Source organism: Lentzea sp. NPDC051213, from assembly GCF_044455585.1.
GTDB lineage: Bacteria > Actinomycetota > Actinomycetes > Mycobacteriales > Pseudonocardiaceae > Lentzea.
This window is the reverse complement of record NZ_JBITEX010000011.1, coordinates 131,992-146,456: the sequence shown is the minus strand read 5'-3', so window position 1 is coordinate 146,456 and position 14,465 is coordinate 131,992. Positions and strand designations below refer to the sequence as shown.

General features: G+C 69.5%; 11 protein-coding genes. 5 read left to right on the top strand and 6 right to left on the bottom strand.

Going from position 1 to position 14,465, the window contains the following annotated elements:
- Positions 1 to 34: 34 nt before the first annotated feature.
- Positions 35 to 430 (bottom strand): DUF3040 domain-containing protein, encoded by a 396-nt coding sequence (locus ACIA8G_RS39010; RefSeq protein WP_396423807.1) that lies wholly within the window; start codon positions 428 to 430, stop codon positions 35 to 37.
- A 279-nt stretch (positions 431 to 709) separates the two neighbouring features.
- Here ACIA8G_RS39010 and ACIA8G_RS39005 point away from each other — a divergent pair, with 279 nt between their 5' ends.
- Positions 710 to 1,216: a hypothetical protein gene (locus ACIA8G_RS39005; protein WP_396423806.1), complete on the top strand. Its 507-nt coding sequence runs from the start codon at positions 710 to 712 to the stop codon at positions 1,214 to 1,216.
- A complete protein-coding gene (locus tag ACIA8G_RS39000) occupies positions 1,216 to 2,754 on the top strand; it encodes an alkaline phosphatase D family protein (RefSeq protein ID WP_396423805.1) in 1,539 nt (512 codons plus the stop codon). Before ACIA8G_RS39005 ends, ACIA8G_RS39000 begins: the two co-directional genes overlap by 1 nt.
- A gap of 321 nt (positions 2,755 to 3,075) precedes the next feature.
- On the opposite strand, the gene ACIA8G_RS38995 is transcribed toward ACIA8G_RS39000, so the two are convergent.
- Positions 3,076 to 6,225 carry a S8 family peptidase gene (locus ACIA8G_RS38995; protein ID WP_396423804.1) on the bottom strand — a complete coding sequence of 1,050 codons (3,150 nt, stop codon included), beginning with the start codon at positions 6,223 to 6,225 and terminating at the stop codon, positions 3,076 to 3,078.
- A gap of 239 nt (positions 6,226 to 6,464) precedes the next feature.
- Between ACIA8G_RS38995 and ACIA8G_RS38990 the strand changes: the two genes are divergently transcribed.
- Together ACIA8G_RS38990 and ACIA8G_RS38985 are read left to right on the top strand one after the other, a co-directional pair.
- Complete coding sequence (locus ACIA8G_RS38990) at positions 6,465 to 7,970, top strand: M48 family metalloprotease (protein WP_396423803.1); 1,506 nt, start codon at positions 6,465 to 6,467, stop codon at positions 7,968 to 7,970.
- A 17-nt stretch (positions 7,971 to 7,987) separates the two neighbouring features.
- Complete coding sequence (locus ACIA8G_RS38985) at positions 7,988 to 9,085, top strand: DUF4034 domain-containing protein (RefSeq protein ID WP_396423802.1); 1,098 nt, start codon at positions 7,988 to 7,990, stop codon at positions 9,083 to 9,085.
- Positions 9,086 to 9,375: 290 nt separating this feature from the next.
- Here the strand turns inward: ACIA8G_RS38985 and ACIA8G_RS38980 are convergent, their stop codons facing one another.
- The 3 genes from ACIA8G_RS38980 to ACIA8G_RS38970 form a co-directional block, all read right to left on the bottom strand.
- Positions 9,376 to 10,035 carry a hypothetical protein gene (locus ACIA8G_RS38980; protein WP_396423801.1) on the bottom strand — a complete coding sequence of 220 codons (660 nt, stop codon included), beginning with the start codon at positions 10,033 to 10,035 and terminating at the stop codon, positions 9,376 to 9,378.
- An 86-nt stretch (positions 10,036 to 10,121) separates the two neighbouring features.
- Positions 10,122 to 11,396, bottom strand: a complete 1,275-nt coding sequence (locus ACIA8G_RS38975) for a DNA polymerase IV (RefSeq protein WP_396423800.1) — start codon at positions 11,394 to 11,396, stop codon at positions 10,122 to 10,124.
- A gap of 33 nt (positions 11,397 to 11,429) precedes the next feature.
- Positions 11,430 to 12,524, bottom strand: a complete 1,095-nt coding sequence (locus tag ACIA8G_RS38970) for an amidohydrolase family protein (protein WP_396423799.1) — start codon at positions 12,522 to 12,524, stop codon at positions 11,430 to 11,432.
- Between the two features lie 12 nt (positions 12,525 to 12,536).
- Between ACIA8G_RS38970 and ACIA8G_RS38965 the strand changes: the two genes are divergently transcribed.
- Positions 12,537 to 13,847, top strand: a complete 1,311-nt coding sequence (locus tag ACIA8G_RS38965) for a glutamine synthetase (RefSeq protein ID WP_396423798.1) — start codon at positions 12,537 to 12,539, stop codon at positions 13,845 to 13,847.
- Here ACIA8G_RS38965 and ACIA8G_RS38960 read toward each other — a convergent pair.
- Positions 13,828 to 14,403: a sigma-70 family RNA polymerase sigma factor gene (locus ACIA8G_RS38960; RefSeq protein ID WP_396423969.1), complete on the bottom strand. Its 576-nt coding sequence runs from the start codon at positions 14,401 to 14,403 to the stop codon at positions 13,828 to 13,830. The genes ACIA8G_RS38965 and ACIA8G_RS38960 overlap by 20 nt on opposite strands.
- Between the last annotated feature and the right edge of the window lie 62 nt (positions 14,404 to 14,465).

The window sequence follows — 14,465 nt, the reverse complement described above, 5'->3', positions numbered from 1 at the left end:
GCCGGGGACGGGCCCTTCGCTTTGGCCTGAAGGTCTACTGCTCCTCGTCGAACCGCCGACGGAAGCGCTCCTCCATCCGTTCGGAGAACGAGCTGCGGCTGCGAGCGGGCTTGCCGTCTTCCTCTGTCCCCTCAGCCACCTGGTCACCGCGACGCAACGTAGTCAGGGTGATGAGCACGCCGAAGAACATGAGCAGGAAGCCGAAGACGCTCACGACGGGGATGCCGACGATCGCGAGCTTCGGGAACATCACGCCGGCGACGAGCGCCGCCACACCTGCCACGAACAACACGATGCCCTGTACTCGGCGTCGCTTGGACGGCCGCCGCAATTTGGCGCCTCGTACGGTGGATGCGAACTTCGGGTCTTCGGCGTAGAGCGCGCGCTCTATCTGATCGAGCAGTCGCTGCTCGTGCTCGGAGAGTGGCATCGTTCCTCCTCCGGCACAGTCGCGGGCGCCGGGTGTTCTCGGTTTCCGCCGAACCCGGCGGACGGCCCACCCTGGGGACGTCACCCTCCAGGATACGATCCGCGCGCCCCGGCGACTACCCAGTCGGCCTTCTCATACGGTCGGTTCTGTCACCATCATCCTCCTGGGGCAGTGGTGAGGCCCTCGTGAGGCACTCTCGCGGGCCTTGTGGCCGTCAATTCACATCGCGTTCCGCTGAATGATCCGGCCGGGAAAGCCCGGCTTGCTCGGATCTGTGTCATGACCGATCTCATCGTCAACGGTGACGCGGAGCAGGGCCTATCCGGCTGGCTCACCGTCACTGGCACCCCCGTCGCACTGCGGTACGACACCGGCCAGGGGTATCCGGGACCCGGTGACCCCGGCCCGTCCCAGCGCGGCACGTCCTTCTTCGGAGGCGGCAACACGCCCCTCAGCACTCTGCGACAGAGCGTGACGTTGCCCAGCCAGCCGTCTCAGTTCGCGGTATCCGCCTGGCTGGGCGGCTACGCCTCGCAGCAGGACGGCGCGCGACTGTCCGTCGAGTTCCTCGACGCGGCCGGCACGCCACGCGGCCTGGTCGTGCTCGGCCCCGTGACGGCGGCGGAACGCAACAACCGCACCGGCCTGCTCGAGCGGTCCGCGCGGGGCACCGTGCCGCCGGGCAGCCACACCGCCGTGGTGATCCTGCAAATGACCCGATCCGGTGGCGGCACGTCCAACGACGGCTACGCGGACAACATCTCGTTCACGGTCGGAGGCCTCTGATGCTCAACCGACGTGATCTGCTGCGCGCCGCAGCCGCCGCCGGCGCTCTCGGCACGGTGTGGCCGCTGTCCGCGGGTTTGTCGCCGGCCGAGGCCCAGGCGGCCGCTCAGGACCTCGGCGCGTCCTGGGATCCCGCGCCGTTCACCCTCGGCGTCGGGTCCGGTGACCCGTTGCCTGAGAGCGTTCTCCTGTGGACGCGGCTAGCCCCGGAGCCGCTGGCGTTCGAGCAGCCGCTGCCCGAGATCGTCGAGGTCGGGTGGTCCGTGGCCACGGACCGCGCGATGCAGTCGCGGGTGGCGAGCGGAACCGTCGCGGCCTCGAACCTGTTGGGGCACAGCGTGCACGTGCCCGTTCAAGGCCTACGACCCGGTCAGACCTACTACTACCAGTTCAACGCACTCGGCAAGACCAGCCGCGTCGGCCGCACGCGCACAGCACCCTTCGGACCCATCAGCCGCGCGCGCTTCGCGACGGCGAACTGCCAGGCGTTCCACGACGGCTTCTACGCGGCCTGGGCCGGGATCGCCGCCGAGAACGTCGACTTCGTCGTGCACCTCGGCGACTACATCTACGAACACGGCACAGTCGGCGGCGCACACGTGCGTGATCACGAGGGCCCGGCCGTGCTGTCCCTTGCGGACTACCGCCGCCGCCACGCCTTGTACAAGGGCGACCCGTCGTTGCGCGACGCCCACGCCGCGCACCCCTTCTTCCTCACGTGGGACGACCACGAATGCGTTAACGACTACAGCGGCACCGAGGGCGCGGCCCCGTTCGTGAAGCGCCGTGCCGCGGCCTACCAGGCGTGGTACGAGCACCTGCCGATCCGTTCGGGCAGCGCGCTGGAACCGCAGATCTACCGCCGGCGCCAGTGGGGCGACCTGCTCGACCTGACCGTGCTAGACCTGCGGCAGTACCGGTCCGCGCAGAACCTGCCCGCCGGCACGATCCTGGGTGCCACGCAGAAGCAGTGGCTGCTGGACGGGATCTCGTCGTCACGCGAGACGTGGCAGGTGTGGATCAACTCGATCATGCTGTCGCAACTCGCCCGGCCGGGCGGCGGCTACTACTTCACCGACCAGTGGGACGGGTTCCTGGCCGAGCGGCGTGAGGTGCTCGGGTACGTCGCGACCACAGGCATGCAGGACCTGGTCGTGCTGACCGGCGACTGGCACTCGGCGTTCGTCGACGACGTCCGGCCGGACTTCGCGGACACGTCCTCGCCGGTGATCGGTACCGAGTTCACCGCGCACTCGGTCACGTCCGGGGCGTACTCGCCGGAGTGGAACGCGACCAACGGGCCGGTGATGGGTGGGGCGAACCCGCACCTGAAGTACTTCGAGGGCAACAGGTACGGGTACGACATCTACGAGGTCACGCCGCAGCGGTGGTCCACGCACATGCGGGTGATCGGGGATCGGCGTGATCCCGCGTCGCCTGTTTCGACGCTGACCACGTTCCACGTCGATCGGGGGAAGGCCGGGAGCTACGAGGATCCGGCGACGGCGGGCTCTCCCGCGCAGTACCGGCGCCCGTGAAAAGTGTCAGACCCGCTGAGTAAGCTCGAATTCGGGGGTTCCCAGGCCCTGTGAGGCCGGATGGCGGGCCCCCGAATCCGATGCTAGTCAGCGGGTCTGACACCACCAGACCTGCTGCGCCGCAACCGTTGTGGCGGGGACGGCAGCGCGTGGAGCGACGCCCGACGCTGGACACGCGGCCCGCTCCTGCCGAACACCTCGTCCTGCGGTAACCAACGAAGCACGAGGCGCCCGCCAGGAACATCCTCGCGGGCGCCTCACCTGGCCCCTTGATCAGGAGGCCACTACACACCAGTCAGCGGGTCTGACGTCCTCCGTTGGTCAGGCCGCGATCTTGTAGGCGCGGATGATCGTCACCTCACCGGTGTTGCCCGCCGCGTCCGTGGTCTTGGCCCGCAGCGAAGCGAACTTCGCGTCCTTCTGGTGCTGCACGACCGCTTTACCGCCGGACACCGGCACCTGCTTCCAGGTCGCGCCGTCGTCGAACGACACCTCGACGGTGACGCGCTTGACCTTCGGCGTGTTCGCCTGCTGCTCGACCTTCAGCGGGACGACGAGCACACGGCCGTGCGCGGTGTCCTTGTCGTCGAGCTTGGGCAGGAACCGGACCACCGAGAGCGGCAGGTGCGTGATGTCGGTCGTGTGCTTGGCCTTGAACGTCCAGGCACCGCTGACCTTCGTGGACACCTCCGCCGCGCGGCTGTGCTCCATCTCGGCCCGGTACGAGCCTTCCGCTGCCGGGACGTCGAAGATCCCGAACGGGCGGTCCGACTCGCCGACCTTGGTGCCGTTGTGGAACAACGAGGTCTTCGCGGTTCCGGTGCCGGCCCTGCCCTCACCACCGTTGCTGTCGGTGAAGAGCGGGACCCGCACGCCGATCTGGTCCTCGAGCCGCGCGAGGCCGAAGCCGGGCGCGTCCGGCACGGACGGGCCGAGGATCGCCGCGCCGAAGGTCTGCGCGTACTTCTTGCCTCCCTTGAAGGAGCGCGACGGGGTCTCGGCCGAGTACTCGTTGGCGTTGTCCGGCGTGGTGCGGTCGTAGACCCAGCTCCACTTGCCGCCGGTGGTCGTCACGTAGTCGACGGCGTGACCGTTGTCGGGCACCTGGGCGAACCAGCCCCAGCCACCGCTGCCATCGGTCGGGTTCGGCATCACGGCGATGCTGTGCCGGTAGCCCTCGCCGGCCGCGCGGAACTTGCTCGACACCTCGGCGAGTTCGTTCGCCTTGGCCGCGCGCTCGTAGCCGGTCGGGAAGTTCTTCTCGGTGTACATCAATCGATAGCTGACCGGTGTCTTCTCGTCGCGCGGCGTGCCCTGGAACTGATCGGCGATCGTCGTCGTGAGGCCCGGCACGTCCGGACCGATCTGGGCCGTGTACGCCTTGCCCGCGAGGCCGTCGAAGAACGCCCAGCCGGAGCTGGAAGGCCTGCCGGCCACCAGGGTGGTGTACGAGACGGTGCCGATCATGCCCTTGGCCCCGGCGTCGGGTGTCTTCAGCGCCACCGGCTTGGCCTTGCGCGCGTCGACGGTGACCGATACCTGGCCGGACACCACGAACTTGGGCTGCACCTGGAACAGCACCTTGTTGTCCGGCGTGAGCACGGCACTGTCCAGGATGTACTCGCCCTTGGGCAGCCGGACGGTCTTGGCCTGCGCCGAGTATCCCTTGCCTGTCTTGGTGTTGAGGAAGGACGTGCCGTGCTGCGCCGCCGGGTTGCCGTCGCCGTCGAGCACCGTGACGCCGATGTCGTAGCTCTCGACCTCGCGGTTGACACTGATCAACGTGCGCGTGCCATTCGACGCGACGAGCGCACCGGTGTAGGCACCGTCGGGCGCGTTCACCTTGGTGTCGGCGGTGATCGTGGCCTTGGCCTCGCCGCCGGCGGGGACGGTGAGCTTGGCCGGGGACACGGCGAACAGACCGGCGGGCGAGGGCTTGCCGTCCGGTCCGGTCACGTCGACGCTCAGGTCGAGCGTCAGGGGTTCCTTGCCCGCGTTGCGGTAGGTGACCTCGCGGACGACCTTCTGGTCGTCGTCGTGCGGCCACTGCTGGACACCGAAGTTGATGTTGGCCGGCTCCGCGATCACCTGCTGCGCCAGCATCTTCGGCACGTCCACCCGGCCCGTGCCCTGGTCAAACGGCTTCAGCGCCGGGTTGGCCTTCGCCGACGCCATCACGGTCGCCTTGAGCCGCGCGCCGGTCCACTCCGGGTGCTGCTGCTTGAGCAGCGCGACAACGCCCGCGACGTGCGGGGTCGCCATCGACGTGCCGGACATCGCGACGTGGCCCTGCGTACCGGCCTCGGCCGCCACGATGTCGACGCCGGGCGCGGTCACGTCCGGCTTCACCGCACCGTCCGCGGCCGGGCCGCGGCTGGAGAACGGCGCGATGCCGTCGTTGCGGTCCACGGCACCAACGGTCAGCGCGGACTCCGCGCTACCCGGCGAGCCGATGGTCTCCGGCCGTCCCGAGTTGCCCGCCGCGATCACGAACAACGCCCCGGTGTCACGGGAGATCCGGTTGACGGCCTCCTCGATCGGGTCGATGTCGGGGGTGTCCCCGCCGCCCAGGCTCATGTTGATGACGTGCGCGCCCTGCTCCGCCGCCCACTGCATGCCGCCGAGGATCGCCGACTCGGTGCAGCCTCCCGGCTGACACACCTTGCCGTCGAGAATGTCGGCATCCGGCGCGACACCGCGGTACGTCTCGCCCTTGCTGGCGATCGTCGACGCGACGTGCGTGCCGTGGCCGACCTCGTCGGTGTTGTCCGGCGAGGTGGTGAAGTTCTTCTCGGCGACCTGCCTGCCCTGCAGGTCCGGGTGCTTCTCGTCGACGCCTGTGTCGAGGACGGCGACCTTCACGCCCTTGCCGGTGACCCCGGCCTGCCACGCCTCGGGCGCACCGATCTGCTTGGTGCTGCGGTCGAGCGTCACCTCGCGGACGCCGTCGAGCCACACCTTCTCGACCGCGCCGCCGCGCAGCGCCTCCCACGCGCTGCCCGACTTCTCGGCCGTGCCCGTGACCAGGTCGGCCACAGACCCCTTGGCGCCCAACGCAGTGACGCCGTTCGATCGTGCGCCCGCCGCCGGCCGCACGATCACCGGCACCGTGGTGCGGCGCGCGTCGTCGTAGCCGAACTCGATCAGCGACGTCACGTCGAACAGTCGCGGGTCGAGCTTTCCACCGGCCACCAACTGCATCGCGTCCGCGGGCACGACGTGCTGATGCCCGTTCTGCGTGTAGGTCCGCACCGCGAGCTTGCCGCGGCCCGGTCCAGGCACGTACCGGACGACCCGGCCGCCGGCCAGGTCCACCCGGTCACCGGTGATCAGCGTGACGCTGTGGTCACGCTCTCCCGCCGGCCGTTCCGGCTCCTGCGCATGTGCGACGGCCGCCGTCGTGGTGACGAGGCCTGCCGACAACGCAAGCGCGGTGATCCCCCGACGGGCACCTCGCTGTCCTGCTCTCACTAGGTCCTCCAGTGCTCGATGAGGCGGCCCGAGTGACCGTACGGACACCGTGCGTCACGCCGCCTCCGACTGAAGGCCAGAGCTGCCGATCCGGATGTCATCCCGCAGAGGTACGGGGAGTGGCCGATCGACTGGTTGACATACCCGCCGTTGTTTCGACGTTGAGTCGTGACCGTCCTTGATGCACACTCCTTTCTGCCGCCGTATGCCCGCGGCACTGGGGGAAGGTCGCTTTACTGATGCGTGTTTCGATTCGTGCTGCCATCGCTGTGGCGCTGCTCGTCGGCTTCTACGTGCTCGCCTTCGGGCTGATCGGCGGGCTCCTCGCGCTGGAGACGTACGCCCTGATCAACCGGCCGTTCGTCGGCCTGAAGCTCGCGCTGTTCGTCGTGCCGGTGGTGTTCGCCCTGGCCAAGGGCCTGATCTCGCTGGAGCGCCGCACGCAGGACGAGGTGCCCGGCACCCTCGTCACGCCCGCGGACCAGCCAGCACTCTGGGACCTCGTCCGCCGCCTGGCGCAGGACGTCGGCACCCGCCCGCCGGACGAGATCCGGATCCTCGCCGCGGTGAACGCCGGCGTCGCCGAGGACACCCGCTTCCTGGGTCTGCGCGTGCTGAAGCGCAGGATGTTCATCGGCGCTCCTCTGCTCACCTCCTTGACCGAGAAGCAGCTCATCGCCGTGCTCGCCCACGAGCTGGGCCACTACGCCAACAAGGACACGCGCCTGGCCGGCGTCGTCGTCTCCGGCCGCAACGCCATGCTCCGCGCCGGTTCGCACATGGACGCCGAGCACTGGTTCCAGCGCATGATCGCCAAGCTCTTCCTGGCCTACGCCAAGCTGTACCTCCGTGTCTCCCAGGCGATCAGCCGGCGCCAGGAGTTCGCCGCCGACCGCTTCTCCGCCACGCTCGCCGGTTCGTCGGCCGCCGCGTCGGCGCTGCGCGAACTGCCGGTGATCGACGCCGCGTGGGACCTCTTCACCGAGCGCCACCTGACCGTCGCGTGGGAACTCGGCTACCTCCCCACGACGTTCTTCGACGGCTTCGCCCGCCTGCGCACCTCCCCGGAGCTGCACGAGAAGCTGGAGGAGATCCGCCAGCACCCGTCCGACCCGGACCGCGGCCCGTACGACTCGCACCCGCCGCTGCAGGACCGCATCGCCGCGATCGAGGCCCTCAACGCCGAGCCAGAGTCGGGCTGGGGCGACCGGCCCGCGCTGGAGCTGCTCGCCGACCCGATGCCCCTGCTGGACGCCGCCGTGCTCAACACCCTGGTGTCCGACGCCGCTGCCAAGGAACGCGTCGACTGGGCCACGCTCAGCCACATCGGCGCCCGCGCCCGCGTGGTGCACGGCACCGAACGCCTCCTGAACGCGGCCGCCGAGGCGATGGACCAGCCGCCGTCATTGACGACCGTGCTAGCCGCCCTCGACGCCGGCAAGCTCGCCGACCTGGGCTCCTACGAGCCGGGCAACCAGCAGGCAGGGGCACGTGCCCGCCGCGAAATGGCTCGCGGCGAGGTGCTGCCCGAACTCTCCGCCCTGGTGGCGCTGGCGTTCTCCGACGCCGGCCTCGCTCACTGGGAGCTGGACTGGCTGGGACGAACCACGTTCGTCACCTCCTCTCACGACTTCGACATGGCCGATCACCTGGAAGCCGCGGTCGCCGACCACGGCAGCACTTCAGGCCTGCGCACCGCGCTGGCCGTAGCCGGTGTCGCCCCCGACTACCGCCCCGCGCACTGAACTGGAGAAGACCCGTGGTGCTCTCACTTCTCTTCAAGCCCAAGGAACTCCTCACCGTCATCCGCCTGATGCGCGAGGCCAAGCGCCTCGGCGTCGAGATCGACGACCTCCCGCCGGAGGTCGTGGCAGCCCACGTGCTGCCCAAGACCCACCCCGAGCGCTACGGCCTGGTCCCCGACGCCGAGGTGACCACGAAGACGCCGATCGAGGACCTCGCCCTGGCCGCCGTGAAGGACGACGTCCGCGCCGGCAACTGGGAGAACGCCGCCGACCTGGCCGCCGCCTCCTACGGCGACTGGGACCGCCGCCAGCGCGTGACGTGGGCCCTCGCCGACCTCGCCGCGAAGGACGACGCGTGGCTCGCCGCCTGGCAGGCCGCCCGCCCCGCCGACCCGCACTGGCTCGTGGTCCACGCGATGTCGCTCGTGGCCCTGGCCTGGGACATCCGCGGCAGCGCTTCGGCTTCCGAGACCACCCGCGAGCAGTTCGAGAACTTCCACCGCGTGCTGTTCGAGGCCCGCGAGGCCGCGGGCGCGGCAGCCGCCGTGCTGCCCGAGGACCCGACGCCGTGGAACACCATGCTGACGCTCGCCCGCGGCCTGCAGATGGACCACGACGACTTCCGGGCCATCTGGAACGAGCTGATGGCCCGCGACCCGTTGCACCACAACGGACACGCGCAGGCTCTGCAGTACTGGTGCCGCAAGTGGCACGGCTCCAACGAGGAGGCGTTGGCCTTCGCGCTGGAGGCCGCGGCCAAGTCGCCGAAGTTCCTCGGCCTGCCGTTGCAGGCCGCCTACGAGGCACAGAGCACCGACCCGGACATGTGGAAGTCGCCGCAGGTCGTTGGTGCGCTTGATGCATTGCTGGAGCGGCTGGCCGATCAGGGTGCGGACACCTACTCGGTTCGGGATGACCGCGGGTACGCCGCCTATGCGTTGATCGAGTTGGAGCGGTTCGAAGAGGCTGTTGGGCAGTTCCGGGCTTTGGGGGCTTTGGCGGATGCCGGGCCTTGGGATTACTACGGGGACCCTCGGCTCACGTTCTTGAGTTTGCGCGGGACTGCGGTCAAGGCTCTCGGCAAGGGCAAGGGAGTCAAGGCTCCCGCTCGGTAGGGGTTGGGGCGGCTCCCTTCCTGGAGGTCATGCGTCAGCGGTCGTCAGGTGCGTCGGTCGTTGGCGGACAGGTGGTTCGTGAGTGCCGGTGCGGTGGCGGCCGCCGGTTGCGTTCAGCCAGAGCGGTTCGGGTGCGGCCGTTGTCGGCCGTTGGGCTGGCGGCAGCGGTCAGGGGCGCGGGCGGTGGACGACGGCCGCATTGGGCAGCAAGGCTCCGCCCCGTCAAGACGAGCCAGCACCGGAGCGGCCGTCGCGCCCATGAAGCAGGTTGCCGGTGCAGGGCAACAGGATCAGCCGATCGCCAGCGGCACGCGGGCCGGCGGCAGAGCCAGCGGGCGGCGTTCCCGCACAGCTCGTTCCAGCTGCCGGGCAGGCGATTCGCCCAGAACCTTGCGAGCGTGAGCGGTACCCCTGGGCGGCGCCAGGGCCAGTTCGTCACGCAAGGCCGGGAGCCCTACGTAGTGGCGTGCTTCCTCCAGGATGGCCTCGATCTCGGCCATCGACTTGGTGCGGCGGACCGCGTCGATGGCGGCGCGTTCCAGCGGGGCGATGTGGAAGCCCCTGCGCAGCACCGGTTTGGGCAGGCGTTCGGTGGTCTCCAGGTACAGGTGGCCGAAGCCTCGGCGGGCCGTGCGCGGGGCCAGCACGTGGATCGCGCCGGGGCGTGGGACCGCGGCCTTCATGCCGTGCAGGTAGAGGGCGTCGAAGGCGGTCAGCATGGCGCCCTTGCCCGCGTACATGAGGGCTGCCTGCACCAATTGTTCGCGCGGGGGCGGGTCTTTGCTCCCGAGCAGCAGGATGCCGGGGAACGGGCTCTGCCACGGGCCGCCGGGGTGGCAGCGCGACTTGATGAGGCGAACCGGGAGTCCTATGTGGAGCAGGGCTGCCACTGGGACCACGCGGTGCAGGAACAGGGTGCCGAGTGCTTCCAGGTCGATGGGGTGGCGCATGGGTTCAGGGTGCACCTGGTGGGGGTGGGCGGGAAGCGGGTGGAACGGAAGCTGTGGATAACTCACGGGTTGTGGACAACTCGCGATCACTCGGGCTTCGGTTCGAACTCCGCTGTCCTTTCTGGACTGTTGCTGAGCAGGGAGGCTGGGCGCACGGCTAGTGAGCCGAAGCGGGAACGGGCCTGGTCAGCGGCTTGATCGGCTTCGCGCCAGCCGTTCTCGGGGGCGGCGAAGATCAGTTGTTCGGCGGAGTCGGCGTTGTCAAGGCCCTCTAGCCGGACGCCGATCAGGCGGACCGCGCCGGGCGGGACCTGGGTGTCGAGAAGCTCGGTTGCGACGCGGTAGATCTCCTGGGTCACGTCGGTCGCCGCCGGGAGGGTGCGCGAGCGGGTGATCGTCGTGAAGTCGGAGAAGCGGACCTTGATGGACACCGTGCGGCCGCGCAAACCCTTCAGGCGCAACGAACCTGCCGTGCGCTCGGACAGGCGCAGCAACTCGCGGCGCAGCAGCGCGCGGTCGTGGTGGTCGGCCTCGAAGGTCTCCTCGGCGCCGATCGACTTCTCCCGCGTCACGGGCACCACCGCGCGGTCGTCGACGCCCTGCGCCAAGGCGAACAAGTGCTCGGCCAGGGCCACGCCGATCATCTTGCGCAACCGCGGCAGAGGCACCGCGGCCACGTCGGCGACCGTTGCCAGACCCTTTTCTTCAAGGCGTGCAGCGGTTTTCGCGCCCACGCCCCACAATGCCGAGACGGGCAGCGGGTGCAGGAAGTCCAGCGTCGCAGCAGCAGGCACGACCATCATGCCGTCGGGCTTGCACATGCCAGAGGCGAGCTTGGCGAGGAACTTCGTCGACGCCACACCCACCGAGCAGCTGACGCCGTGATCGGCGAACACCCTTGACCTGATCAACTCGCCCACGCCGCCCGGCGTGAGACCGAGGCGGCGAAGCGCGCCGCCGACGTCCAGGAACGCCTCGTCCAGCGAGAGCGGCTCCACCAAGGGGGTGATGTCGCGGAAGATCGCCATGACCCCGCGCGACACCTCCTGGTAGAGGTCGAACTGCGGCGGCAGGTACACGGCGTTCGGGATCAGCCGGCGGGCGTGCGCGGTCGGCATCGCGGACCGCACGCCGTATTCGCGGGCGAGGTAGTTGGCCGAACACACGACACCGCGCCCGCCGACACCACCTACTACGACGGGTACAGAAGCGAGCTCTGGGCGTTCGCGGATCTCCACCGACGCGTAGAAGGCGTCCATGTCCACGTGCAGCATCCGGCAGCCCGTGTCGTCCGGCCAGACGCCGTCACGAGCACGGAACCGGTCGCGCAGGCCGCGTGGCAGGTTCGCACTGCGACCCATGAACACCCCTTCTCGAACACCTGTTCTAGCAGTCTACAGTTTGTACACACGCGCGGCGTTCTCCGACGCGATGAGTCGCGCGATCCGGTGCGCGTCGTCCTCGAGAAACGCGTCGCGGCGCAGCCCATCGGACAGGAAGTCCGACAACGCGCGCCGGAACAGCAACGCGCCGAGGTAGTACAACTCAGGCAGGCCGAACGCGTCGGACGAGAACAGGAACTTCCCGTACGGCACGATCTCCAGCGCCTCAGCCAGCACGCGCGGCGCCTGATGCCCCAGCCCGTGCGTCGTGAGCCCGAGGTCGCAGAACACGTGCGGGAACACCTGAGCGAGGTACCCGGCCTGCCGGTGGAACGGGTAGTTGTGCAACAAGAGCACCGGCACGCCAAGAGAAGCCGTCGCGCGCAGGAACGGCGTCAACAACGACGGATCGCAACGGTGCAGATCGATGTCCGAGTCGCCGTAGCCCACGTGGAACTGCAACGGCAGACCGGCGTCCAACGCCTCCCACGCCAGGAACGAGATCACCACCGGGTCGGCCAACCGCCCCGACCAGGCCGACACCGCCCGCTCGACCTCCGCATCAGAGGGTCGCGAACCCGGCAACGAGAGCCCCACCCGGTACGCCGCAATGGATTTCGCCCCAACGGCACCGCAAGAAGCCAGCCGCGACCGCACCGCGTCGGCGAACTCGGCAGGAGACACCGAAGGACGTAGCTCCTCCGCCAGGTGCTCCAGCCGCACGATCGAGTGCGCAACAGCCCCGGCCAGCGACGTCAGCTCCTCCGCCGACAACAGCCGATCAGGCTGGAACCCGCCGTCCACCAGGAACGTGTGGATCCCGGACGCCATCAGGAACGTCCGCGACACCTCGGTGATGTGCAGCGAGTTCCGCCGTTCGAGGTACGCCTCCGGCGTCGCGTGCCGGGGCAGGTCCAGCAGCGGAGCACACCATCGCCGCACCGCGAACCCGACCGCCGAGTCGAAGAACGACCCGCCCAGTGGTGAGACCGCGTCGGCCTCCAGCAGCAACGACTCGAACTCCTCACGTGTGCTGTCGGTGCGCAACACGCCGTGGCAGTGGTGATCTATCAGCCCGAGTTCGGCGACGAACGGCAGAATGCCCATAACCTTAGGATCGTGGACTCTGCGGAACGGGACCAGCGGTTCGACCGGGCGACAGAACTCTTCGACGGGCTGAACGCCAGGAACGTGAGCGTCGTGGCGCTCACCTGGGTGGACAACAGCGGCATCACACGCACCAAGTCCGTGCCTCTGCGCAGACTGGCGCACGCGGCAGCACACGGCGTGGGCGCGTCACCGGTGTTCGACGTCTTCCTGTTCGACGACTGGATCATCCAGGGCCGGTTCGCCGGCGGCCCGGTCGGCGACCTGCGGCTGCACCCCGACCTCGACCGCCTCACGGTGCTCGCCGGCCAGCCGGGCTGGGCCTGGGCGCCCGCCGACCGCCACTACCAGAGCGGCGTCCCCTACCCGATGGACCAGCGCCTCCAGGCCCACAAGGCCCAGGAGAACCTCGCCGCGCAGGGCCTCACCGCCAAGGCCGGCTTCGAGATCGAGTGGTGCGTCGGCAAGCCCGACACCGACGACTGGGTCCCCGCGACGAGCGGCGCCGCCTACGGGCACGCCCGCCAGGTCGAGCTGTCCGACTACTGCGTCGACCTCCTCAACGCCCTGGACCAGCAGGACGTCGAGGTGCTCCAGTTCCACCCGGAGTACGCCGCCGGTCAGTTCGAGATCTCCACCGCACCCGAGGCCCCGGTCGCCGCAGCCGACACGTCGGTGCTGGTCAGGGAGACCATCCGCGCCGTCACGATCCGGCACGGCCTGCGCCCGTCGTTCTCCCCGAAGGTGGTCAACGGCGGCGTCGGCAACGGCGGCCACCTGCACGTGAGCATCTGGCGCGGCGACACGAACCTGTTCGCCGGGTTCCAGGACGAGGCGAAGCAGTTCACCGCGGGCGTCCTGAGCCACATCCGCGCGTTGTGCGCGATCGGCTGCCCCTCTCTCGCGAGCTACCTCAGGCTTGTTCCGCACACGTGGTCAGCACCGTTCGTGGCGTGGGGCGAGGAGAACCGCGAGACATCGCTGCGCCTGATCCAGGACAACCTGGAGATCAAGTGCTTCGACCTGACCGCGAACCCGTATCTCGTCGTCGCGGGCGTCATCGCGGCGGGCCTGGACGGCATCGCCGCCCAGACGAGCCTGCCGGAGGGCCTCAACGTCGACCCGGCACTGCTCGACGACGTGCCGCGGCTGCCCACGTCGCTCAAGGAAGCGGTCGAGGAGTTCGAGAAGGACGCCGTGCTCACCGAGGCGTTCGGCAAGGAGCTCGCGGGCACGATCGCCGACGTGCGGCGCGGGGAAATGGAGCGGTACAAGGACGCGAGCCCTCAGGGCATCGCCAACATCACTCGCTGGCGTCACTGATCGTCTTGCGCAGCCGGGTCAGCGCCCGGTGCTGAGCGACCCGCACGGCACCGGGCGTGGAGCCCACCGCCTCGGCCGTCTCCTCCGCCGACAATCCCACCACCACACGCAGCACCAGGATCTCGCGCTGCTTCTCGGGCAGCACGCGCAGAAGCGTCGCCATCTCTTGAGAGAGCTCGACCTGCATGGCCCGCTGCTCAGGTCCCGCCGAGACGTCCACCGACTCGGGCAGCTCGGACACCGGTTCCGCGCGGTTGCGCTGCGCCATGCGGTGCGCGTCCGCCACCTTGTGCGCGGCGATGCCGTAGACGAACGCGAGGAACGGCCGACCCTGGTCACGGTAGGACGGCAACGCCCGCAGCACGGCCAGGCAGACCTCCTGTGCGACGTCATCGGCAGACGCGTACGAACGCTCTCCATGCCCGACCCGCGCCCGGCAGTACCGCACGATCGACGGCCTGATCGACGCGAGCAGACGCGCGATCGCCTGCCTCTCCCCCGCCAGCGCCCCCGTGAGCGTCTCGTCGGTCGCGAGCGGCGCCCGCGGCGGATCCACCGGGGTCTCCCCACCCGGCAGGCGCGCGGCCCGGTCGACGAGCGCCAAGACCGAGCCCCCGT